General features: G+C 69.0%; 22 protein-coding genes. 5 read left to right on the top strand and 17 right to left on the bottom strand.

Going from position 1 to position 23075, the window contains the following annotated elements; translation table 11 throughout:
- Positions 1-10 precede the first annotated feature (10 nt).
- From JI745_RS24650 to JI745_RS24670, 5 genes are all read right to left on the bottom strand, one after another.
- Positions 11-2518, bottom strand: coding sequence for an FtsX-like permease family protein (locus JI745_RS24650; RefSeq protein ID WP_201813117.1), 2508 nt, complete (start codon positions 2516-2518; stop codon positions 11-13).
- Positions 2515-3174, bottom strand: coding sequence for an ABC transporter ATP-binding protein (locus tag JI745_RS24655; RefSeq protein WP_201813119.1), 660 nt, complete (start codon positions 3172-3174; stop codon positions 2515-2517). The genes JI745_RS24650 and JI745_RS24655 overlap by 4 nt, the downstream gene beginning before the upstream one ends.
- On the bottom strand, positions 3167-4123 hold the full coding sequence (miaA, locus tag JI745_RS24660) for a tRNA (adenosine(37)-N6)-dimethylallyltransferase MiaA (protein WP_201813121.1): 957 nt from the start codon (positions 4121-4123) through the stop codon (positions 3167-3169). Before miaA ends, JI745_RS24655 begins: the two co-directional genes overlap by 8 nt.
- A complete protein-coding gene (locus JI745_RS24665) occupies positions 4120-5373 on the bottom strand; it encodes a multidrug effflux MFS transporter (protein ID WP_201813123.1) in 1254 nt (417 codons plus the stop codon). The genes miaA and JI745_RS24665 overlap by 4 nt, the downstream gene beginning before the upstream one ends.
- A 76-nt stretch (positions 5374-5449) precedes the next feature.
- Positions 5450-6490 (bottom strand): nitrous oxide reductase family maturation protein NosD, encoded by a 1041-nt coding sequence (locus JI745_RS24670; RefSeq protein ID WP_201813125.1) that lies wholly within the window; start codon positions 6488-6490, stop codon positions 5450-5452.
- Between the two features lie 145 nt (positions 6491-6635).
- On the opposite strand from JI745_RS24670, the gene JI745_RS24675 reads away from it, so the two are divergent.
- Together JI745_RS24675 and JI745_RS24680 are read left to right on the top strand one after the other, a co-directional pair.
- Positions 6636-7046, top strand: coding sequence for a PA2779 family protein (locus JI745_RS24675; RefSeq protein WP_201813127.1), 411 nt, complete (start codon positions 6636-6638; stop codon positions 7044-7046).
- 6 nt (positions 7047-7052) lie between these two features.
- Positions 7053-7973 (top strand): PA2778 family cysteine peptidase, encoded by a 921-nt coding sequence (locus JI745_RS24680; RefSeq protein WP_201813129.1) that lies wholly within the window; start codon positions 7053-7055, stop codon positions 7971-7973.
- On the opposite strand, the gene JI745_RS24685 is transcribed toward JI745_RS24680, so the two are convergent.
- From JI745_RS24685 to JI745_RS24730, 10 genes are all read right to left on the bottom strand, one after another.
- Entirely contained in the window at positions 7952-9070 is a 1119-nt protein-coding gene (locus JI745_RS24685; protein WP_201813130.1) for an ABC transporter substrate-binding protein, read from the bottom strand. The genes JI745_RS24680 and JI745_RS24685 overlap by 22 nt on opposite strands.
- A 262-nt stretch (positions 9071-9332) precedes the next feature.
- Complete coding sequence (locus JI745_RS24690; protein ID WP_201813132.1) at positions 9333-10874, bottom strand: AMP-binding protein; 1542 nt, start codon at positions 10872-10874, stop codon at positions 9333-9335.
- A complete protein-coding gene (locus JI745_RS24695; RefSeq protein ID WP_310738765.1) occupies positions 10871-11863 on the bottom strand; it encodes a nitronate monooxygenase in 993 nt (330 codons plus the stop codon). The genes JI745_RS24690 and JI745_RS24695 overlap by 4 nt, the downstream gene beginning before the upstream one ends.
- A 2-nt stretch (positions 11864-11865) precedes the next feature.
- Positions 11866-12678 (bottom strand): SDR family NAD(P)-dependent oxidoreductase, encoded by an 813-nt coding sequence (locus tag JI745_RS24700; protein ID WP_201813135.1) that lies wholly within the window; start codon positions 12676-12678, stop codon positions 11866-11868.
- A 21-nt stretch (positions 12679-12699) separates the two neighbouring features.
- Complete coding sequence (locus tag JI745_RS24705; protein WP_201813137.1) at positions 12700-13491, bottom strand: enoyl-CoA hydratase/isomerase family protein; 792 nt, start codon at positions 13489-13491, stop codon at positions 12700-12702.
- A gap of 12 nt (positions 13492-13503) precedes the next feature.
- Positions 13504-14652: a thiolase family protein gene (locus JI745_RS24710; protein WP_201813138.1), complete on the bottom strand. Its 1149-nt coding sequence runs from the start codon at positions 14650-14652 to the stop codon at positions 13504-13506.
- A complete protein-coding gene (locus tag JI745_RS24715; protein ID WP_201813139.1) occupies positions 14649-15035 on the bottom strand; it encodes a Zn-ribbon domain-containing OB-fold protein in 387 nt (128 codons plus the stop codon). Before JI745_RS24715 ends, JI745_RS24710 begins: the two co-directional genes overlap by 4 nt.
- Before the next feature lie 164 nt (positions 15036-15199).
- On the bottom strand, positions 15200-16393 hold the full coding sequence (locus JI745_RS26940) for a pseudouridine synthase (protein WP_201813140.1): 1194 nt from the start codon (positions 16391-16393) through the stop codon (positions 15200-15202).
- Between the two features lie 57 nt (positions 16394-16450).
- Positions 16451-17359 (bottom strand): site-specific tyrosine recombinase XerD, encoded by a 909-nt coding sequence (gene xerD / locus JI745_RS24725; RefSeq protein ID WP_201813141.1) that lies wholly within the window; start codon positions 17357-17359, stop codon positions 16451-16453.
- Positions 17360-17466: 107 nt separating this feature from the next.
- Positions 17467-18435 carry a tripartite tricarboxylate transporter substrate binding protein BugE gene (locus JI745_RS24730; RefSeq protein WP_201813142.1) on the bottom strand — a complete coding sequence of 323 codons (969 nt, stop codon included), beginning with the start codon at positions 18433-18435 and terminating at the stop codon, positions 17467-17469.
- Between the two features lie 109 nt (positions 18436-18544).
- On the opposite strand from JI745_RS24730, the gene JI745_RS24735 reads away from it, so the two are divergent.
- Positions 18545-19435, top strand: a complete 891-nt coding sequence (locus JI745_RS24735; protein WP_201813143.1) for an AEC family transporter — start codon at positions 18545-18547, stop codon at positions 19433-19435.
- Here the strand turns inward: JI745_RS24735 and queG are convergent.
- Positions 19432-20523 (bottom strand): tRNA epoxyqueuosine(34) reductase QueG, encoded by a 1092-nt coding sequence (gene queG, locus JI745_RS24740; protein WP_404932859.1) that lies wholly within the window; start codon positions 20521-20523, stop codon positions 19432-19434. The genes JI745_RS24735 and queG overlap by 4 nt on opposite strands.
- On the opposite strand from queG, the gene tsaE reads away from it, so the two are divergent.
- Entirely contained in the window at positions 20523-21062 is a 540-nt protein-coding gene (gene tsaE / locus JI745_RS24745; protein ID WP_236675435.1) for a tRNA (adenosine(37)-N6)-threonylcarbamoyltransferase complex ATPase subunit type 1 TsaE, read from the top strand. The genes queG and tsaE overlap by 1 nt on opposite strands.
- Entirely contained in the window at positions 21059-22378 is a 1320-nt protein-coding gene (locus JI745_RS24750; RefSeq protein ID WP_201813144.1) for an N-acetylmuramoyl-L-alanine amidase, read from the top strand. The genes tsaE and JI745_RS24750 overlap by 4 nt, the downstream gene beginning before the upstream one ends.
- On the opposite strand, the gene JI745_RS24755 is transcribed toward JI745_RS24750, so the two are convergent.
- The gene (locus JI745_RS24755; RefSeq protein ID WP_201813146.1) at positions 22379-23029 is read right to left on the bottom strand and encodes a DedA family protein; all 651 of its coding nucleotides are present in this window, start codon (positions 23027-23029) and stop codon (positions 22379-22381) included.
- Positions 23030-23075 lie beyond the last annotated feature (46 nt).

Raw genomic sequence — 23075 nt, forward strand, 5'->3', positions numbered from 1 at the left:
CGCCCGCCGCCTACCAATCCTCCTTCACCGCCAGCGCCATCTGCCGAGACGCTGCGCTGCGCGCCGCCAGCCACGCGGTGAGCGTGCCGGCGGCGACCACTGCCGCGCACAGCAGCGCGAGCCGCCCGCCGGGCAGGGCCATCTCCATCGTCCAGTGGAAGCTCTGCGGGTTGACCACCTTCACCAGCACCACGCTCACCGCGAGGCCCAGCAGCAGGCCGAGCAGGGCGCCGGCGCAGGTCCACACCGCACCTTCGCCGGCCACCACGGCGAGCACCTGGCGGCGGGTGAAGCCCAGGTGCGCGAGCAGGCCGAACTCCTTGCGGCGCGCGAGCACCTGGGCTGAGAAGCTGGCCGCGATGCCGAAGAGCCCGATGCCGATGGCGACCGCCTGCAGCCAGTAGGTGACGGCGAAGCTGCGATCGAAGATGCGCAGCGACACCGCTCGCAGCTCGCCGGCGGTGGCGCACTGCAGCGCATCGGCGCTCGGGCCCGCCAGCGTGCGCAGCGTGCGCTGCAGGGCGCCGATGTCGCTGCCGGGCTGCAGCCACAGCGCGAGGTCGGTGATGCGGGTGTCGCCGGTGAGGCGGCGGTAATCCTCGGCGTGCAGCACCACGGCGCCGTGCTGGTGGGCGTAGTCGCGCCACACGCCGCGCACAAACACGTTCACCCGCTTTCCATCGGGCATGGGCAGCGCGGTGCGCATGCCGGGTCGCAAGTCGTAGAGGCGTGCCGCACCTTCGCTCACATAGGCTGCGGTCTCGCCCGCCGGCAGCGGCTGCAGCGTGCCGACGAGCGGCAGCGACTGCGCCGGGTCGACCATGTCACGCACCATCAGCGCGACCGGTGGGCGCTCGGGGGCGAGCTGCACGCTTGCCGAGTGCAGGGTGGCCATGCGCCGCACGCCCGGCAGGCGCGGCGCTTGTTCGACGAGCGCCGGCGGCAGGCTCGCCGCCTCGCCCGAGGGCACGCGCACATACAGGTCGGCCGGCAGCACCTGGTCCAGCCACTCGACCATCGAATCGCGGAAGCTCGTGACCATCACGGTGAGGGCGACCGAGAGGCTCAGGCTGGCCACCACGCCGGCGACCGCGATGGTGGCGGTGTGGCGCTCGTGCCGCGCGCGCTCGATCGCGAGCAGCGCGAGCGCGTGGCGCGGCGCCGGCAGCAGCTTCAGCAGCCAGCCGACGCCCGCCGGTACGCAGGCGATGCCGCCCAGCAGCAGGCAGGCGACGGATGCATAGGCGGGCAAGGGCAGCTCCGCGACCGGTGGCAGCAGTGCGAGCACGCCTGCGGCGGCGAGCATCGCGGGGCCGAACCACGCGGCGCCCGCCGAGCCGTGCGCGGCGCTCAGGCCTTTCAGCGCCTGGGCCGGTGCCATCTGCTGCGCCGCTCGTGCCGGCGTCCAGGCACCGACGACCGCGGCGATCACGCCGAGCGCACCGTAGACCGCCGCGGCCGCCAGGCTGAACTGCAGGCGCGGTGCGACGCCTGGAAAGTAGCCGCCGCCCAGGTCGCCCGCCAGCAGGCGCAGCGCGAGGGCCGCGAGCCCCGTGCCCAGCAGCAGCCCGAGTGCGCTGCCCACGAGGCCGAGCAGCAGCGCTTCCAGCATCACGAGCCGCAGCCGCTCGCGCGCCGAGAGCCCCAGCACGCCGAGCAGCGCGAACTGCGGCTGCCGTTGCGCGACCGACAGCGAGAGGATCGAGAACACGAGGAACGCGCCGGTGAAGAGCGCCACCAGCGCGAGCACGGTGAGGTTGACGCGGTAGGCGCGCGACATGTTGGACGCGCGCTCGGCCGACTCATCCGGCGAGGCAGCGCGCACGCCTTCGGGCAATGCGAGCGAGCGCAGCACCGCGGCGCGGTCGGCGCCGGGCTGCAGGCGCACGTCGATGCGGCTCAGGCGGCCGAGCCAGCCGAAGGAGGCCTGCACGGCGGCGATGTCCATCACCACCAGCGGCGGCCCACCCGCACCGACGCGGCCTTGCACCGTGACCGGCACCCACCCCGCGGGTGAGCGCAGCTGCAAGCTGGTGGCATTGGCGAAGCGCTGCTGTGCCGCGCCGTTGAGGAAGGCTGCGTCCGGCGAGAGCGGTGCGAGCCGGTCGGCGTCGTCGTTCACTTGCGGCAGCAGCGAAGGGGCGACCGGCGCGGCAGTCAGCACGTCGAGCCCGAGCAGCTTGACGGGCACCCGTTCGCCCGAGGCCGCCTGCACCTGCGTGTCGACCTCGATCACCGGGCTCGCCACGGCCACCTGCGGGTGCTGCGCCACGCGCGCGTAGAGCGACTCGTCGAAGCCGCCGCGTTGCGCGCGCAGCTCGAAGTCGGGCTGGCCATTGACCGAGCGGACCGCCGCGCCGAACTCGGCGAGCGCCGACTGGTTGATGAGTTGCACCGAGAACGCGAGTGCCACGCCCAGCGTGATCGAGAGCAGCGCGGTGAGCAGCCGCCCGGGCTGCCGCCGCCACGCCGGCCAGGAGAACTGGCGCAGCAGGCCGGTGATCGGACTGGCGCTCATGCGCCCTCGTGCAAGCCGTCGCGGCGCAGCGTGAGCACGCGGTCGGCATGGGCCGCGGCATGCGACGAGTGCGTGACCAGCACGCACGCCGCGCCGTGCTCGCGCACCTGCGCCGCAAGCAGCGTCATCATCTTCTCGGCGGTCTCGGGGTCGAGGTTGCCGGTGGGCTCGTCGGCGAGGATGAGCTTGGGCGAATGCACCAGCGCACGTGCCAGCGCCACGCGCTGCAGCTGGCCGCCGGAGAGCGTCTTCGGCAGCCGCTCGCCCAGGTCGGCCAGCCCCACCGCTTCCAGCATTGCGCGCACGCGCGCATCATCAGGCCGGCCTTGCAACAGGAGCGGCAGGCCCACGTTGTGCGCCACGCTCAGGTGCGGCAGCACGTGGAAGGCCTGGAACACGAAGCCGAGTTGTATGCGCCGGAAGAGGGCCTGCTCCGCTTCGGGCAAGGTGGTGATGTTCGTGCCGGCGATGTGCACGTCTCCGCCGTCGACGCTGTCGAGCCCGGCGAGGCAATTGAGGAAGGTCGACTTGCCGACGCCCGACTCGCCGAGGATCGCGACGAACTCGCCCGCGGCCAGCGTGAGGTCGACGCCGCTGAAGACGGTGCTCTCGCCATAGCGCTTGGCGAGCGCGCGCACCGCCAGCAGCTCAGGCATCGACCTGCTCCGCGATCAGGCGCTGCGCAAGGGCGATCGCCTCGACTTCAGGCACGGGGCCCGGCCTGTCGCAGGCCACCACGTGGCGGTAGGGCATGCCGCGCAGCCAGGTGACCTGCCGCTTGGCGAGCTGGCGCGTGGCGGCGATGCCGCGCTCGGGCAGCGAGGCGAGGTCGCCGCTGTCGAGGGCTTCCCAGGCCTGGCGGTAGCCGACGCAGCGCATCGAGGGCAGGTCGGCGTGCAGGTCGCCACGCGCGCGCAGCTGCTTCACTTCATCGAGGAAGCCTGCGGCCAGCATTGCCTCGAAGCGCTGGGCGATGCGCTGGTGCAGCCAGGCGCGGTCGTTCGGCTCGAGCGAGATGAGGGGCGGCGGTTTGTCCACCTGCTTCTCGCGGTGGAAGGCCGACAATGGCTGGCCGCTCACCCGGTACACCTCCAGGGCCCGCTGGATGCGCTGCGAGTCGCCGGGCGCGAGGCGCGCGGCCGTCACCGGGTCGACACGCTGCAGCTCGTCATAGAGGGCCGGCAGGCCTTCGCGTGCGAGCGTCTCGTTGAGCGCGGCACGCACCGCCGCATCGGCGGCGGGCATCTCGTCGAGCCCTTCGAACAGCGCCTTGAAGTACAGCATCGTGCCTCCCACCAGCAGCGCCAGCGCGCCGCGCGAGTGGATCTCGGCAATCCGCATGCGCGCATCGGCGACGAAGCGCGCAGCCGAGTAGGCCTCGGTGGGTTCGATGATGTCGATCAGGTGGTGCGGCACCTGCGCGCGCTCGGCGGCGCTGGGCTTGGCGGTGCCGATGTCCATGCCGCGGTAGACGAGCGCCGAGTCGACGCTGATGATCTCCACCGCACGAGTGGCTCGCAGCGACTCGGCGATGGCCAGCGCCGTCGCCGTCTTGCCCGAGGCCGTGGGGCCGGCGAGGCAGAGGTAGCCGTGCGGTTTGCTCATGCCGACGAGGTGGCGGCCGCCGGCCACTGCGGCTCGCCGTGGCGCTGCACCAGCGTCCAGGCCACGAGGGCGATGCCCAAACCGAAGACGCCCACGCCGAGCGTCAACGGGTACACCGTGCCGTCGAGGTGCTTGCCGAGCCAGAAGCTCACGAGGAAGGCACTGACCGACATGCCGAAGCCCGACAGCGACGCAGCCGTGCCCGCCTTCTCGGGGAAGGGGCCGACGGCACCAGCCTGCCCGCAGGGCTGGTGGATGCCGTGGCCCAGCGCATAGAGCCACTGAGGCACCGCGATGGCCCAGACGTTGTGCACGCCGAAAAGGCTCAGGCCCGCCATGCTCACGCCACCGGCCAGCGACAGGCCACCGCCGATCGCGACCGCGCCACGCAGCCCATGCGACAGCAGCAGGCGCCGGCAGAGGAAGGTGCCCGCGGTGTAGGCGATGGAGCTCGACAACAGGAAGAGGCCATAGCCGGCGCGCGAGATGCCCAGCACCTCGATCACCACGAAGGACGAGCCGGCCAGCGTCACGAAGAGGCCGCCATAGGTCAGCGCCGACAGCGCGGCCCACGCCAGGAAGGTCGGGTGCGACGCAACGCTGCGCCAGTTGCGCAGCATCGGCACGATGCGCGTCGCGCTCGGGTTGCGTGCCGGCACGGTCTCTTCGAAGCGCCACAGCACGAGGCCGAGCGCCACCGCACCGAAGACGGCGAGCACGGTGAGCGCCGCATGCCAGTTGAAGTATTCGACCAGCACGCCGCCGAGCAGCGGGCTCGCCATCGCGATGGTGCCAAGGCCGGTGAGCGCACGCGACATCACCCGCGCGCCGTCGTGCGGCGCATAGAGGTCACGCACGATCGAACGCCCGCAGGTCACCGCCGCCGCCATCGCCGCGCCTTGCAGCGCGCGCCACAGCACCAGCCACTCGATGGCTGGCGCCGCAGCGCTCAGCACGCTGGCGAGCGTGTACAGCGACAGCCCGGTGATGAGCACCGGCCGGCGCCCGAAGCGATCGGCGAGCGGCCCGCACACCAGCTGGCCGAAGCCGAAGCAGATGATGAGGGCCGACAGCGTGAGCTGCGCCGAGGCGATGTTGGCCCCGAGGTCGCGCGTGAGCGCCGGCAGGGCGGGGAGATAGAGGTCGGTGGTGACGGGCTGGATGCCCATCAGGAGGGTCAGCAGAAGCACCACCGTGGCAGGGCTCATGGCCACACGGTGGGCCGCAGGGGCAGCCGGGGTCGGGATCATCGTGTGAGCCTACCGCATCGCGGCGAGGCTCACAGCGGCGGCCCAGTGAACACAGGGCGCTTTGCGTTCTACGGCGTCATTCGTTGCCAAGCAGACAGGTGCCGCTCAGTTCCGGCCCGCCGATGTTGGTCAGCAGGTTGCTCTTTCCCACGGCCAGGGGTTGTGACTCGCAACGAACGAGTGCCGACGAGCGGAAGCCGGTCGCCACGTTGCCCGAGAACACGATGCCCTTGTCGTAGTAAGACAGCAGCAAGGCCGCTGCGCCGTCGCCTGCCTGATTGCCCTGGAGCAGGTTCTCGCGCACCCTGATCTTGTCTGCCGGATCGGTCGCGAGCAGCGCCATTCCGCCACCCCAGCCCGTCGCCGTGTTGTTGGTCAGCACATTGGACGAGATCGTGCCCGACGACGCGTTGAAGAAGAGACCACCACCGTAGTCAGCGCCCCGGTTGTCGCTGATGACGTTGGAAGCGATGGTGATTCCGTTGACAGCGTTGATGGCCAATCCGCCGCCATAACCACCCACCTGGTGGCCCGAGATCACGTTGTCGGTGATGCTGGACGGAGAGGCTCCTCCGCCATTCAGAAAAATCCCTCCGCCGTTCGCTCCTGAGCAGCTCGGGTCCTGGATGTTGTGGCGGATCTTGTTGCCTTTGATTCGTACGGCCGCGGTTGTCGTGCCGATGCCCGTCCCGAGACACGACACATTGCGCTCGATGATGTTGTTCATGACGGTTGCCTGCACCGAATCGAGATAGATGCCGCCCCCGCTCCCGCCTCCGTTGGAGAACAGGCTCGCGCCGTTGGTAATCCTGAAGCCGGAGATGGTGACAGCCTCCTGGCCAGTGCCTCTTGCCGAAATCACGCTGGCGAGGGCTCCACCATCGATGACAGTTGCGTTGGGGCCGGCGGACGACTGGAGAACCAGCGCCTTGTCGATCACCAGGTTTTCGCGATAGGTCCCGGGTGCGACGACGATCGTTGACCCGGACGTGGCCGCGTTGATGGCGCTCTGGATGGTGGGGTAGGCCGAAGGAACTTCGAATCGCGCGGGCTGCGCGCTCGCCGGCTGACAGAACGCAATTGCGGCGCTCAACGCCACAGCGGATCGGATCATCATGAGTTTCTCCCTGAGTTCTTGGTGCTCCCGCGTGCCGGGAGTGGCCGAAAGTTTAGGGGTGCCCTATCCGACCCTTGCCCCCCCAACGGAGGGTTGAGGGCGGTCCCGGATTGCTACGATCGCTCGATTCGGAATAGGAAAGTTCATGGCCAGAACCAAGCGTCTCATTGTCTTTGTCGTATCGGCGTGTCTCAGTTGGACCGGGTTTGTTCAACCCGTCATGGCCAACGAGTTGATCACCGCAGAACAGGTCGTTCAGCGCCAGTCACTGGATGCGTCCACCCTGGATGTGCGGGCGCAACTGCAGGCCAGGTTGAATCGTGCTGACGTGGCCTCCGCCCTGATGGAGCGTGGGGTGAGCAGTGAGGAAGCGAGTCGTCGCGTCGCAGCCCTCAGTGATGCTGAGGCTGCGATGCTGCTCGCCGAGATCGACGAGGCGCCCGCAGGTGCGTCCGGCGAACTGATCGGCACGCTGATCCTCGTGCTCTTCATCCTGGTGTTCAGCGACATCCTGGGCTTCACGCGCATCTTTCCGTTCCTGCGGCCGGCCCGCTGAGCTGGTGTGCAGCGGCGTGCCTGCCTTGCGCTGACCTTCGCGCCGCTGGCCGGGTGCGCGGTGCAGGCCGACGCCTGGCTGGCCGAGGCGCCGGCGGGTCTGCCCGCGCGCGTGGAGCTGTCGCGCACGCCCTTTTTCCCTCAGACCGATTGGCACTGCGGCCCGGCCGCGCTGGCCACGGCCTTGGGCGCGGTGGGCATTGCGGCCTCGCCTGAAACGCTCGGTCGAGAAGTCTTCCTGCCCGCGCGCGGAGGCAGCCTGCAAACCGAGATGCTCGCTGGCCCGCGCCGTCATGGCGCAGTGGCGGTGCGCATTCCGGGCACGGTGGCGTCCTTGCTGCGCGAAGTGGCTGCCGGCGAAGTGGTCGTGGTGCTGCTCAACCTGGGACTGGCCATCGCGCCGCGCTGGCACTACGCGGTGGTGGTCGGCTACGAGCTCGAGCAGCGCGAACTGTTGATGCGATCGGGCACCACCGAGCGCGACCGCATGGCGCTGCGCACCTTCGAGCACACCTGGGCGCGCGCCGGGCACTGGGCTTTTGTCGTGGTGCCGCCGGGGCGCTGGCCAGTGACGGCGCGCGCAGAGGCCGCGGTCGAGGCCGCGATCGGCTTCGAGCGAACAGCCTCGCCGGCGCAGGCCTTGAAGGTCTACGAGACAGGGTCGGCGCGCTGGCCCGAGAGCCTGCCCTTGGCCATCGGCCTTGGCACGAGCGCGCACGCGACCGGTGACACGGCGAAAGCGAAGGCGGTGTTCCGCCGCGCGGGCGAGCAGCACGGCAGCGGCGCTGCGTGGCTCAACCTGGCGCGGCTGCTGCAGTCAGAAGGACAGCGCGACGAGGCGATCGCCTCTGCGCGACGCGCGCTGCGCGACCCGCTGTGGGCCGCGCAGGCGCAATCGTTCCTGGCTCAGCCGACCATCCGACCGTAACGGTCGAGTGCCACGAGCTCCACGTACTTCGAGCCTTGCGTGCTGCCCGGCGTGAACTGCACGGTGTAGCCGCCGAGGTCGGCGCGCAGGTTGGAGAGCGCGTCCTTGATGCCGCGCTTGTTGGCGCCGGCGCCACGCAGGGCCACACGCGCGGCCTCCACTGCGATGCGGCCGCTGATGTAGCCCTCGAGCGTGGCCACGTTCACCTTCTCGTCGCTCTTGATCGCGGCGAGGTCCTGCTGGCAACGGCTCACCACCTGCAGGCCCATCGCCGACGGGCGCGGCACGACGACGCTCAGGATGGCGCTCTGGCCCCGCGCGGTCAGGGTCTCGATCAGGCCTTGCCCCGCCATCGACGACGCGTAGAAGAGGCCCTTGTACCGGGCCGCATGCATCTGGTCGATGATCGCGGCCACCGGGGCGGCGCCGGTCACGAAGAGCACGCAGTCGAGGTTGGCGCCGGCGAGCCTGGTGGCCGCGGCCTGGAAGGACGCCGGGCTCTGGTCGACGGCGATCACCTCACGCGGCGCGATGCCGGCGCCGGCGAGGGCGCCCGTCATCGCGCCCAGGTTGGCCGCAGTGATGCCGACCTGGTGCACCAGGCCCACGCGCAGCAGCGCGCGCTCGTGGGCATAGGTGACCATGCGCTTGAACTCGAGGTCGTGGCCGGCACGCACATGGAAGGCCGAGTGCACCTTCTCGTGGCGCAAGCCCATGGTGCCGCTGGCCGGTCCCACGAGGGCCATCTGCTGCTGCTCGATGGCGCCCATCGCGGCCTCGGTCCCGGGGCCGCTGGTCAGGCCGACGAGGGCCGCCACGTTGGAGCCGAGCAGGGTGTTCACGTTCTGCACGCAGCGCTCGGGCGAGCCGGCGTCGTCGAGGGTGATCAGCTCGAAGCGCGTGCCGCCCGCTTTGGAGGCCGCTTCGAATGCGGCCACGATGCCGGCGCGCACGTCTCGCGCATGTTCGGCGCCGAGGCCCGTCATGGCGGCCGACTGGCCGAACTTGATGACGTTGGCCTGCGCCAATGCGCGGCCCGCCCATCCGGTGCCCAGAGCACCCGCCACACCCCCAACGATCAGATTTCTGCGATTCATTTGAAGCACCCCTGTGTGTCTGACGAGAGGTGCGCATTAGCCGCTCATTCGGGGTGTTACGGCGTGTCTTCTTGTTGCACGGGTTTTGGCGCCGCAAGGGGGTGGACCCCCGCGTTTAAGGGGGAAAGTTCACGGATCCCGGTCCGGGTTTGCCCTGGAAAAGCGGTTACGGCGGGTTACGAACTCGGTGAATCACCGCCCAATTGCCCGAACTCCGGCGCCGGCCCGGGGACTCGACGCCACGCGATGCCGAAGCACGGCCTCAGATCTTCCGACCGGCGTCTGCCCAGTACGGCGCGCGCAGTTGGTTCTTGAAGAGCTTGCCCATGCCTTCGCGCGGCAGCGAGGCGTGGAAGTCGACCACCTTCGGCACCTTGTAGCCGGCCAGGCGCTCACGCACCCATTGGCGGATGCTGTCTTGCGTCGGCGTGCGGCCCGGCGCCGCCACCACCGCGGCCGCCAGCGCCTCGCCGTACTCGGCGTCGGGAATGCCGAACACCGCCGCGTCGAGCACCTCGGGGTGGGCCAGCAGCACATGCTCGATCTCGGCCGGGTAGATGTTGACGCCGCCCGAGATCACCATGTCGCGCTTGCGATCGGTGATGAAGAGGTAGCCCTCGGCGTTGAGGTAGCCCATGTCGCCGTTGGTGATGTGGCCGTCGCGCTCGATGCTCTGGCGAAGCTCGGGGTCGTTCTTGTAGGTGAAGGGCAGCGCGTTGTCGCCGGGGTGGACGTAGATCTCGCCCACTTCGCCAGGCGGCAGGACGCGGCCTTCGCCATCGACGATGCGCAACGAGAAACCGTCGACCGGCTTGCCCACCGTGCCGGGAAAGCGCAGCCACGATTCGCTGGTGCCGAGCGTCACCAGGCCGGCTTCGGTGGAGCCGTAGGTTTCGGTGAGGATGGGGCCCCACCAGTCGATCATCGCGCGGCGCACCTCGGGCGGGCAGGGCGAGCCGCCGTGGGTGGCGTTCTCGAGCGACGACACGTCGTACCGCTCGCGCACGGCCCGGCTCAGCTTGAGCAGGCGCACCAGCATCACCGGCACCAGCGAGAGGTGCGTGAGCCGGTAGTGCTCGATGGCCTGCAGCAGCGGCTCGGCCTCGAAGCGCGGCATCACCACGATCACGTCGGCCATCTCCAGCGCGAGGCGTGCGCCGGCGTTGGGGCCGGCGTGGTACAGCGGGCCGACGATGGCGGTGCGCATGCCTTCCCTCGCGCGGTTGACGAGGGCGCGCACGCGCAGCTGCCCCGCATGCTGGGCAGGCGTGCCGGGCAGTCGCATCACGCCCTTGGGCCGGCCGGTGGTGCCCGAGGTGTAGAGCAGCGACCCGAGCGAGGGCACGGGCGCGGCGCGCCACGGCTCGTGGCGATCTCGCCAATCGGCCCAGCGCAGCATGCCCTCGGGCAAGGCCGGCTCGCCACTGGCCACGCCGTAGGCGCTGCCGATCTCGGCCGGCGTCTCCACTGTGATGACCATCACGTGAGGTGGCACCACCGCCGCCACTTGCGGCCACAGGTCGGCATGGATCACCAGCACCTTCGCGCCGCTGTCCGCGAGCAGGAAGCCGGCCTCGTCGGCCTGGAAGTGCCAGTTCACCGCCACGAGGTAGGCCCCCAGGCGGTTCACCGCGAGCATGGCCTCCAGGTAGGCGAGGTCGTTGCGCATCATCACCGCGACCGCATCGCCCTGGCCCACGCCGAGCGCCGCGAAGCCCGCGGCCGCGCGGGCTGCGTTCAGGCGCAGGGTGCTGCCGCTCATGCGGCGCCCGCCGCAGATCAGCACTTGGGTGTCGGGGTTCAAGAAGGGGTCTCCAGCGTCTTCAATCGGTTCAGGGAGGTGGCGGCGTCGGCCATGAGGGCGTCGATCGTCTCGGCGATGGATTCGCGCTTCGTCGCGAAGCCGATCGACGGGCCCATCGAGACCATGCCCTGCTGCACGTCACCCCCGCGGTAGCAGAGGTCGCGCGTGGTCGTGCCCTTGATGCGCTTGCCGAACTCGGGGTAGCTGCGTGCGCCATCCGCTTCCATCTGCTGCACGATGCGCGCGTTGTCGTTGGCAAGCACGCGCCAGGTGTCCTTGAGCGTGCGCATCGCGGTGGTCGAGTCGTCTTCGTTGCAGGCCAGCAGGTGGTTCTTGTAGTTCTCGTGCGCCCAGACCTCGTGGCAGGTGAGGAAGCGGGTGCCCATCAGCACGCCATCGGCGCCGAGCGCGAGGGCCGACACGATCTGGCGCCCGCTGCCGATGCCGCCGCCGATGACGAGCGGGACCTTCAGGCGGTCGACGGCATAGGCGCCCATCACGAAGGCCGGCAGCTCGTTCATGCCGGGGTGGCCGCCGGCTTCCATGCCGACGAGGCACACCGCATCGGCGCCGAGCGCTTCGGCCTTTTGCGCGTAGCGGATGCGCGAGGCCTTGTGCACCACGATGCCACCGCCATCGTGGATGGCCTTGAAGAGAGGCTCGGGGTTGGCGGCCACGGTCTCGAAATGGCGCACGCCTTCTTCGAGCGCCATCTCGATGTGGCGCGGCACGAGCTCGTTGTGGGCGTTGCGGGATGAGAGCGTGAGGTTCACGCCGAAGGGCTTGCCATGCGCCTGCTCACGGCAGAGCCGGAGCTGGTCGCGAAACGCAGCTGGCGTGTCGAACGAGCGCGGGGTGATGAAGCCCATGCCGCCCGCGTTGACGATGCCGGCCACGTAGCGCGCATCCGACAACCACATCAGCCCACCGGCGAGGATGGGGTGCTTGATGCCGAACAGCTCGGTGATGCGTGTCTTGAACAAGCTCACGCTCACAACATCGTGAACCCGCCGCTCACCCCGATGCTCTGGCCGGTGATGAAGGCCGCGCGGTCGGACGCGAGGAAGGCCACCATGCCCGACACGTCTTCCGGCCTGCACAGGCGGTTGAGCCCGCGCGAGATCGGGTAGGCCTTGAGCATCTTGGCCAGGCGCTCGTTGTTCTCGGGGGTCGCGCTTGGCGCGAGCGCACCGTCCTTGATGCCTTCGTGCGAGACGGCGCCGAGTGCGATGACGTTGACGTTGATGCAGTCCTTGCCGTGCTCCTGCGCGATGGCCTTCGAGAAGCCGAGGATGGCGGCCTTGGCGCCGGAATACACCGCGAGGTTGGCCTCACCCACACGCCCGGCTTCCGACATGATCGAGACGATCTTGCCGCCGCGCTTTTCAACCATGCCGGGCAGCACCGCCTTGCAGCAGTACAGCATGCCGTAGACGTTGAGGTCGACGATCTTTTTCCAGCCGATCGAATCGGTCTGCAGAAACTTCGGCGGGATGCCACCTTTCTCGCGACGCTCGGGGATGATGCCGGCGTTGTTGACGAGGATGTCGATGGTGCCGAAGGCGGCCACGCCCTCTGCGATCATCTTGTCGACCGCCGCTTCGTCGGTGATGTCGGCCACCGCCGCGCGGGCCTGGCCACCCGCATCGGTGATCTCCTTCGCCACCGCGGTGGCGCGTTCGGCAAAAAGGTCGTTGACCAGCACGTGGGCGCCTTCGGCCGCGAGGTCGAGGCAGATGCGGCGGCCCACGCCCTGGCCGCCCCCCGTGACGAGGGCGACCTTGCCCTTGAGATGCAGATCCATGGGGTCTCCTGAGGGTGAGGTTCAGCGGCCCTTGAAGGCCGGGGCGCGTTTTTCGATGAAGGACTGCATGCCTTCCTTGCGGTCTTCGCTGTCGACCACCATCGCCGCGGCATAGCGCTCGAACTCGAGCCCGGCCTCGATGCCGACCTCGATGCCCAGGTTGATCGACTGCTTGGCGAAGCGCAGCGCGAGCGGCGCGTTGCGGGCGATCTTGGCGGCCATCTCGAAGGCCGCGTCCATCAGCTTCTCGGGCGCGACCACGTGGTTGACGAGGCGGATCTCGTGCGCACGCTGCGCGTCGATGATCTCGCTGGTGAAGATCAGCTCCTTCGCCATCCCCACGCCCACCACGCGCGGCAGGCGCTGCGTGCCGCCGGCGGCGGGGATGACGCCGATCTTTCCTTCCGGCAGGCCGAAGCGGGCGGTGCTGGAGGCGATGCGGATGTCGCAGCAGAGCGCGAGCTCGAGGCCGCCGCCCAGCGCCACGCCGTTGATGGCGGCGATGATCGGCTTCTCGAACTCCTCGATGTGGCGGAAGAGCTGGTGCGTGGCCTTCTGCTTGACGTAGTAGTCGGCCGGGTGCGTCTGGGTGGCGGCGCGCTCCTTGATGTCGGCGCCGGCGCAGAAGGCGCGGTCGCCGACGCCGGTGAGGATGACGCTGCGCACGGAGTCATCGTGGCGCGCGAGGTCGAGGATGGCCGCCTGCAGGTCGGGCTTCATCGTGCCGCCCAGCGTGTTCATGCGCTCGGGGCGGTTGAGGCGGATCACGGCCACGCCGTCCTTCACCTCATAGAGCAATGTCTCGAATTTCATCTGTGGTCTCCTTCAATCCGTCTTCTGCAGCACGTGGGCGATGGCGACCGAGCCGAGGCCGATCATGTGGGCCATCGCGAGCCGCGTGTTCGGGTGCTGGCGGCCAGTGGCTTCAGAACGCATTTGGCGGGTGATCTCGGCGATCTGGCCCACGCCGGTCGGGCCGATGGGGTGGCCCATGCCGATGAGGCCGCCCGAGGCGTTGACGGCGCAGCGGCCGCCGATGGCGGTGTCCCCGCGGGCGAGGTCGTGCGCGCCTTCGCCGGGTTTGCTCACGCCGATGGCCTCGCCATAGACGATCTCCTCGATGGAGAAGGCGTCGTGCAGCTCGACCATGTTCAGGTCGCTCGCGGCGATGCCGGCTTGTTCGAGTGCGGCGAGTGACGAGTCGCGCACCATCTGCACGATGGGCGGCACGTCGCCCCGGCCGAGCTTTTCGCTAATTGACACCGAGGCAATCACGCGCGGCGAGCGCGTGCGGCTCAGGCCCAGGCGCGCGATGGCCGCGGCCGAGGCCACGATCACCGCGGCGGCACCTTCGCCGCGCGGGCAGCATTGCTGCACCGTCAACTCGCCGGCCACCTTCGGCGACGCCAGCACCTGCTCCAGCGTGCGCGGCTTGCGGAACTGTGCATACGGGTTGAGCGACGCGTTGCCGTGGTTCTTCACCGCGACGCGGGCGAGCGCTTCGATGTTCAGACCGCCGTCGCGCAGGTAGCGGCGCGCGAGCAGCGCGAACTTGGCAACCGGCAGGTTGCTGGTCGGGCTCAGCGTCGACAGGCCATCGCTGCCGGACGCACGGCGCGCATGGCCGGTCTTGTCGACGCCGACCGCGAGCACGACGTCGTGTTCACCGCTTGCGACCGCCTGGCAGGCAAGGCGGAAGGCCGACGAGCCCGACGCCGACGCGTTCTCGACCTGCGTGACCGAAAGGCCGGTGGAGCCCAGGTGGCGCAGCATCACACGGCCGGCCGCCATGCCGATCGCCGCGGTGCCGACAAAGGCGGCCTGCACCTGCGGCCATTGCAGGCCGGCATCCTTCAGTGCTTCGCGCACGGCGGTCAGGCCGAGGTGCACGTACGGCGTCTCGCTCGGGAACTGGTACGGGTGCATGCCGATGCCGACGACATGCACCGCGCGTTCCTGCAGCAGGCGGCTCATCGTTGTGCCTTCAGGGGACGAAAGCGCAGGCCGCGTTGCGTGTCGGCCGAGTCGGCGCCGATGGCCTCCATTGGCATGTCGAGTTTGAGTTGCGATTCATCGGCCACAGCAATGAGCGCTTCTTCCACCACGCCCGGTGCGATCTCGACTTCGCCCACGACGACCGGCGACGTGAGCCCCGGTGCGACGTCGCCGTAGACGGTGATGAAGTTGCGCAGCCGTGGTGTCTGCGGCATCGGCACCTTGTCGAGCGTGTCATCGCCGCACTCGCGGCAGCCCCAGGCGTTGGACGGGAAGGTGTAGGTGCCGCACCGGCGGCAGTGCGCCAGCAGCGTGGGCAGGTGGTCCACGCCCCAGGCGGGCATCAGGGGCGAAGTCGTCATGGTGCGAGGCGTTGCGTGAGGGCGTGTTTGAGCGCCGCAATGTCGCTCGACGCGGGGCGTTCGGCACTCGCGGGCATGCGCCCAGTCTAGAAACTTGCTGATCACGCAACAAGTAACTAGGCGGCCGATTTTGTCGGTGTAAACGCTAGAGGGCGTTCTTCACGTCAGAAGCGTTCGTTGCCGCGCAGGTAGCGCCAGGCGCCAGGCGGCAGATCACCCAGCATCACCCGGCCGATGCGCACGCGCTTCAGGCCCACCACCTTCAGGCCGACGGCTTCGCACATGCGGCGGATCTGCCGCTTCTTGCCTTCGCGCAGCACGAAGCGGAGCTGGTCGTCGTTGACCCACTCCACCTGCGCCGGCTTGAGCGGCTCGCCGTCGAGTTCGAGGCCGTGGTTGAGCAGGGCCAGGTTTTCCTGAGACAAGGGTTCGCCGTTCACGCTCTCCACGCGCACGAGGTATTCCTTGTCGATCTCGCTGTCTTCGCCGATGAGCTGCTTGGCGATGCGGCCGTCTTGGGTGAGCACGAGCAGGCCGGTGGAGTCGATGTCGAGCCGGCCGGCGGGTGCCAGGCCGCGGTGGTGCGACTGCAGGAAGCGGATGCCGGAGCGGTCTTCGCGCCACTGGTTCTGCGGGGTGACGAGCACCGAAGCGGGCTCATAGCCGTCTTCGGCCTGGCCGCTCACGTAGCCGATGGGCTTGTGCAGCAGCACCGTCACCTTCAGCGCCTGCGCGTCGCGTGCCTTGGCCTCGATGCTGATGAGCTGCCCAGGCAACACGCGCGAGCCGAGTTCGGTGACGACCTTGCCGTCGACACGCACCCAGCCCTTGGGAATCCACTCGTCGGCCTCGCGGCGCGAGGCGATGCCAAGCTCGCTCATGCGCTTGGACAGGCGCATCGAGCCTGGGGTGTCGGTGTGGACCTTGAAATCCTCGTCTTCGTCGTCGTCCTCACGGTGACGGGGCATCGGCGGGCGCTTGGGAGCCGAGTGCGGATGCGCGGGGCGGGCGGGGCCTCCGAAGGCCGTGTTGGGTTTGCCGAAGGCGGTGTTGCCGCCTTGACGGTTCGGGTTGACGGGGCGGGCGGGTGGCAGCGGCCGCTGCGGGCGATCCTGTCGCTCCTGCCGAGGTGGGCGGGCCAGGCCTTCAGGCTCGGGGCGGCGTTTGGCCGAGGCGGGCGGCCGGTCACCGTAGCGCAGCCTCAGCTGCTCCTGGTAGCGCGCCTCGCGCTCTTCGCGCTCGGTCTGGGCCTGTGCGAGGGTGGGTCGCTTTTTCACCCCAGCGCCGCTGCCGCGCACCGGGGCACGCCCGGGCGTTGCGGGGCCAGTGGGCTTCTTCTTCAACTTCAGGGTGGCCATGGGCCGGATTGGAACACGTCGCTCACCCGGTCCTTCCCGCTGTCACGGGAATGACGCTCAGCCGCGCGGGTGATGTGTCGCGTGCAAGGACTTCAGCCGCTCGCGCGCCACGTGCGTGTAGATGGTGGTCGTGGAGATGTCGGCGTGGCCGAGCAGCATCTGCACCGCGCGCAGGTCGGCGCCGTGGTTAAGCAGATGCGTGGCGAACGCATGGCGCAGCGTGTGGGGCGAGAGCGGGACGCGAACGTCGCCCTGCAGCGCATATTTCTTGATGAGCTGCCAGAACATCTGGCGCGTCATCGGGCCGCCGCGGGCGGTGACGAAGAGCGCGTCGCTGGCCTGGCCCTGCAGGATGTCGCTGCGCGCTTCGGCCAAGTAGCGCGTGAGCCACGCGTGCGCCTCTTCACCGAAGGGCACGAGCCGCTCCTTCGCGCCCTTGCCGGTGACGCGCAGCACGCCTTCCGACAGGCTCAGGTGCACGCTCTTGAGCGACACGAGTTCGCTCACGCGCAGGCCGCTCGCGTACATCAGCTCGAGCATGGTGCGATCACGCAGCCCGAGCGGGGTGTCGACATCGGGCGCGTTCAGCAGCGCCTCGACCTGTGCCTCGCTCAGCGTCTTGGGCACACGCAGCGGCTGCTTGGCCGACAGCAGCTTGAGCGTCGGGTCGGCCTGCACGAGATGCTCGCGCAGCGCCCAGCGAAAGTAGCGTTTGAAGACGGTCAGCCGCCGGTTGGCGCTGGTGGCCTTGCTCGCGGCGTGCTGCGCGATGGCGTGCTCGCGCAGGTGGCTTTCACGGGTGTCGTCGAGCGAGGCGCCGTGGGCCTTGGCCAGCCACTGGGCGTAAAGCATCAGGTCGCGCCGATAGGCGGCAAGCGAGTTGGGCGACAGCCCATCCTCGATCCAGAGGGCATCAATGAAGCGGTCGATGGACTGTTGGCTCGCAGCCAGGGATGAGTCGGCCATGCGTCGATGATCGCACCCAGCGAGCGCAGCGAAGCCACCCGAAGCCCGGGTCTCCCGGGCCGAAGGGGTGGCCCCTTGGGGGTCGGAGCGCAGCGACTGGGGGGCCGTCACTCCAGCGTCAGCTTCTGCTGCGCCACCACCTTCTTGTAGACCTCGAACTCCGCCTTGATCTGCTCGCCGAACTGCTCGGGCGTGTTGGCGACGATCAGCGAGCCGGTGTCTTCGATGCGCTTCTTCACGGTCGGGTCTTCCACCGTCTTCTTGACCGCGGAGTGGACCTTGTCGACCACTTCCTTCGGCAGGCCCTTGGGGCCATAGATGCCGTAGTAGGCCATGCGGTTGACGGGCTCCAGGCCCACGTCCTTGAAGGTGGGCACGTTGGGCAGCACCGACAGGCGCGTGGGCGCGGCCACCACGATGGCGATCAGACGGCCTTCCTTGATGAAGGGCAGGGCCGAGGGCAGGTTGTCGAAGATGATCGGCACCTGGCCCGCCACGGTGTCGTTGAGGGCCGGGCCCGCGCCGCGGTACGGGATGTGGGTGATGAAGGTGCCCGACAGGTTCTTGTAGAGCTCCATCTGTAGGTGGCCGATGCCGCCGGTGCCCGAGCTCGCGTAAGAGTACTTGCCGGGGTTCTTCTTGATTTCGGCGATGAAGCCCTTGTAGTCGCGTGCGGGGAAGCTCGGGTGCACCGCGATCACGTTGGGCGTGGCGGCCACGTTGATGATGGGCGTGAAGTCGGTCAGCGGGTTGTAGGGGATCTTGGGGTTGATCGCAGGGTTGGCCGCCGTGGTGGAAACGGTGGCCATGCCGAGCGAATAGCCGTCGGGCGCGGACTTCGAGGTCTCGTTGGCGCCGATCGAGCCGCCGCCGCCAGCCTTGTTCTCGACCACGAGGGTCTGGCCGAGCGGGCCGGTGATCTTCTCGGCCACCACGCGCGCGATGATGTCGGTGGTGCCCCCGGGTGCGAAGGGAACGACCAGCCGTACCGGCTTGGTGGGGTACGCCTGTGCAAGCGCGAAAGGGCTGGTGGCGGACAGGGCGAGCGCGGTGGCGATCAGGTGTCTGCGATGCATGGGTACTCCTCTGGTGTGCGGACGTGCGGCGAAGAAACCATGCTGCCCTTGCGAACCTGCATTGGCGACTGTGGAAACTACGCAGGACGTTGTACTGCAAACTCGCACGATGTCGAATGGCCTTCTGCTGCTACCGGACTTTCTGCTGATCGTCTGCGGCTTCCTGCTCTGCCGCTACACGGCGCTCGATCGCCCCATCTGGGAAAGTGCGGAACGGCTGGTGTACTACCTGCTGTTCCCGGTGCTGCTGTTCAACTCCATCGTCAAGACACCCCTGCAGCCTGCACAGACGCTGGGGCTCGCGGGGGCCGGTATCGGCGTGATCCTGTGCGGCGTGGTGCTGGCGTTTTCGCTGCGGCGCTGGCCGGGTGTCGATGCGCGACTGCATGCGTCGGGTGCGCAGATCGCGTTTCGCTTCAATTCCTACGTGGCGCTCGCGCTGGCCGAGCGCCTGGGTGGCTCGCAGGGCGTGGCATCGATGGCCCTCTTGATCGCCCTGGGCGTGCCGCTCGCCAACGTGGCGGCGGTGTGGTCGCTCGCGCGCCATGGCGGGCACAACTACCTGAAGGAGATTGCGCGCAACCCGCTCATCATCAGCACGGTGGCCGGGCTCATGGCCAATGCGGCCGGCGTGAGCTTCCCGGAAGCGGTGGCCACCACGCTGCAGCGCATCGGCGTGGCTGCCTTGCCCATTGGCCTGCTGGCGGTCGGCGCCGGTCTGCGCGTGGGGGGATTGATGAAGGGCCCATGGCTCGCCGCCACCTTGCTGGGCATCCGGCATGCCGTGCTGCCGGCGATCGGTCTCGGGCTCACGCTGCTGCTGGCGCTGCCACCGGAGCAGCGCTACATCGCGGTGCTCTTCGCCGCGATGCCGACCGCGTCGAGCGCCTTCGTGCTGGCCTCGCGCATGGGCGGTGACGGCCCCTACGTCGCGGCGCTGGTGACGGCCTCGACGCTGCTCGGGATGCTCAGCATCCCGATCTGGCTGGCGTTGATCTAGCCCTGGGCGAGGGCCCAGTCGATGTGCTCGCGCAGCAGGGGGCTCGCGCTGTCTCTTGCCGATTGCAGGGCTGCGGTGATCGCAGGGTCAGGCTGAGCGCGCAGCGCATTGCCGAGCGCCACGGCGATGTTGCGCTGCCAACGTGCGTGGCCGATGCGGCGGATGGCGCTGCCTTCGGTGTGGCGCAGGAACTCGTCTTCCGACCAGGCCCAGAGCTGCAGCAGCGTGGCGCCGGTGAGCGACGCCCGGGGGTCGAAGTCGGGCAGCTCGTTGCGTTGCGCGTACTTGTTCCACGGGCAGATGAGCTGGCAGTCGTCGCAGCCGTAGATGCGGTTGCCGAGCAGCGGGCGCAGGTCTTCGGGGATGGGGCCGTCATGCTCGATCGTCAGGTACGAGATGCAGCGGCGGGCATCGAGCCGGTAGGGCGCGACGATTGCGCGCGTGGGGCAGACGTCGATGCAGGCGCTGCAACTTCCGCAGTGGGAGCTGACGGGCTCTGACAGGGGCAGTGGCAGGTCGACGTAGATCTCGCCGAGGAAGAAGGTCGAGCCGGCCTCGCGGTGCAGGGTCAAGGTGTGCTTTCCCCGCCAGCCGATGCCGCTGCGCGAGGCGAGCTCGACTTCGAGCACCGGTGCCGAGTCGGTGAACACACGGTGGCCGTAGGGGCCGACGGCGTCGGCCAGCCTGTCGGCGAGCTTCTGCAGGCGGTTGCGCAGGACCTTGTGGTAGTCGCGGCCCCGGGCGTAGAGCGAGATGGCGGCGTCGGCCGGGCGCTTGAGCCGGGCCCATTCGACGGCTTGCCATTCTTCAGGCGTGTCACGCGGCAAGTAGTCCATGCGAGCCGTGACGACACGCACCGTGCCTGGCACCAGCTCGGCCGGCCGGGCGCGTTTCAGGCCGTGTGCGGCCATGTAATCCATCGAGCCATGAAAGCCGTTCTGGAGCCAGGCCATGAGCCCGGGTTCGGCGGAGGACAAGTCCACGTCGGCCACGCCGATCTGTGAAAATCCGAGCGCCCTGGCCCACTCGCGCAGTGGTGCCATCAGCGCGAGGAGTGCCTCGTCGTCCAACTTGCGAGCGTCATCCATTGCCGTCGATTCTAGGAACCCGCACCCTGCACTGGGCCGATGAGGCCGCTTGTCAGGCCACCGCGCAGGCACTGGCGCAGCGGCCTGCGTTGCGCGATGCGTTCGTCGAGCTGCATGGCACGCTCGGTGCCGGCAAGACGACCTTTGCCCGTCATCTGCTGCAAGCGCTGGGTGTGCAAGGGCGCATCAAGAGCCCGACCTATGCGGTGCTCGAGTCGTATGAGGTGGCAGGGCTTGCGATCTCGCATTTCGACTTCTACCGCTTCAAGGACCCGCAGGAATTCGAGGACGCCGGCTTTCGCGACGTGTTCGCCGCGGCCGGCATCAAGATTGCCGAGTGGCCCGAGCAGGCCGAGGGCCTCTTGCCCGTGGCCGATTTGCGCGTGGAACTCATTCCGCTGGATGGAGACGAACGCCGCGTGATCTTCACTGCCCAAACGCCGCGAGGCTCGGAGCTCCTGCCCGACGCCGGGCCGCCCCAAGGCGGGCAGAGCCCCTTGGGGGCAGGAGCGAAGCGACCGGGGGGCATTTCATCTTGAAGCGGCGCCAGCTCCTTCAAGGCTCCATCGCCCTGCTGCTCGGCACGCACGAGCTGGCCTTCGGCGCCAGCATCCTCGCGGTGCGGGTGTGGCCCGCGGCCGAGTACACCCGGGTCACGCTCGAGTCTGACGAGGCCTTGCCGGTCAAGCATTTCCTGGCCGAGAACCCGGCGCGGCTCGTCATCGACATCGAAGGCCTGGAACTCAGCCCGGCCCTGCGCGACATCGTGGGCAAGGTGCGCTCCGACGACCCGTTCATCGCCGGCGTGCGCGTAGGCCAGAACCAGCCGCGCGTGGTGCGCCTGGTGATCGACCTCAAGCAGAGCACGGCGCCCCAGCTTTTCACGCTCGCGCCGGTGGCGGCCTACCAGCACCGCATGGTGTTCGACCTCTACCCCACGCAGGAGCGCGACCCGTTGCTCGCGCTGGTGCAGGACAAGTCGCAGGCCGAGCAGAAGGCCGCGCAGGCGGTGCAGGACGCGCTGGGTGAATTTATCGACCGCATCGGCAAGCCCGGCGCGGCGTCGGCCCCGACCGGCCCTTCCGTGCCCGTTTCGCCGCCGGTGGCGGCAGCCTCGGCGCCGACCATGAGCCGCGCGCGCATCGACCGCCTCATCATCGTGGCCATCGACCCCGGCCACGGCGGAGAAGACCCCGGCGCCATCGGCCCGAGCGGCCTGCGCGAGAAAGACGTGGTGCTGGCCGTGGCGCTCAAGCTGCGCGACCGCATCAACGCGATCACCGGCATGCGGGCGATGCTCACGCGCGATGCCGACTTCTTCGTGCCGCTGCACGAGCGCGTGCGCAAGGCGCGGCGGGTGCAGGCGGATCTCTTCGTCTCGATCCACGCCGATGCCTTCATGAAGCCTTCTGCGCGAGGCGCCTCGGTTTTCGCGCTCTCGCAGAGCGGCGCCACCAGCAGCGCCGCGCGCTGGATGGCCGACAAGGAAAACGCGGCCGACCTCGTCGGTGGCGTCAACTTCAAGGCAAAGGACTCGGCCGTGCTACGCGCGATGCTCGACATGAGCACCACGCGACAGATCAAGGACAGCCTGAAGCTCGGCGGCGAGGTGCTCGGGCAGATCCGCAAGGTCGGCCACCTGCACAAGGGCAGCGTGGAACAGGCGGGCTTCGCGGTGCTGAAGGCGCCCGACGTGCCCTCGATCCTGGTGGAAACGGCCTTCATCTCCAACCCGGAGGAAGAGGCCAAGCTGCGCAGCAGCGAGTACCGCGATCAGCTGGTGGACGCACTCACGGCGGGCATCAAGCGCTACTTCGCGAAGAACCCGCCGCTGGCGCGCAGCCGCCAGCTCTGATCAGGCCGCGGCGGCGGCCTTTCGCTTGGCCTTCCACGCGCCGATGATCACGATCAGCCCCGGCACCAGGATGGCCCCCCAGATGATCTTGTCGAGGTTTTCCTTGACCCAGGGGATGTTGCCGAACACGTAGCCCGCGAGCGTGACGCCGCCCACCCAGATGCTCGCGCCCACCACGTTGTAGACCGTGAAGCGGCTGCGCGTCATCTCGGCCACGCCGGCGACGAAGGGCACGAAGGTACGCAGGAAGGGGAAGAAGCGCGCCAGGATGATGGTGATGCCGCCATGCTTCTCGTAGAAGGCATGCGCCTGGTCGAAGGCCTGGCGGTTGAAGAAGCGGCTTTGCTCCCACTGGAAGACCTTGGGGCCGATGTAGCGCCCGATGCTGTAGTTGCACTGGTCGCCCAGGATGGCGGCGATGGTCAGCAGTGCCAGCGCCAGCGGCAGGCTCATCAGCCCGGCGCCGCACAGCGCGCCCACCACGAAGAGCAGCGAATCGCCCGGCAGGAAGGGCATCACCACCACGCCGGTCTCGACGAAGATGATGAGGAAGAGCAGGGCGTAGACCCAGGCCCCGTAGGTCGCCACGAAGTTGGCGAGGTGCACGTCGACGTGCAGGATGAAGTCGATCAGGAAGGTGATGAATTCCATGGCGGGCGATTATGGGCGACGTATCGGGGCGCGATTCTTACAATGC

The organism is Piscinibacter sp. HJYY11, assembly GCF_016735515.1.
Lineage (GTDB): Bacteria > Pseudomonadota > Gammaproteobacteria > Burkholderiales > Burkholderiaceae_C > Rhizobacter.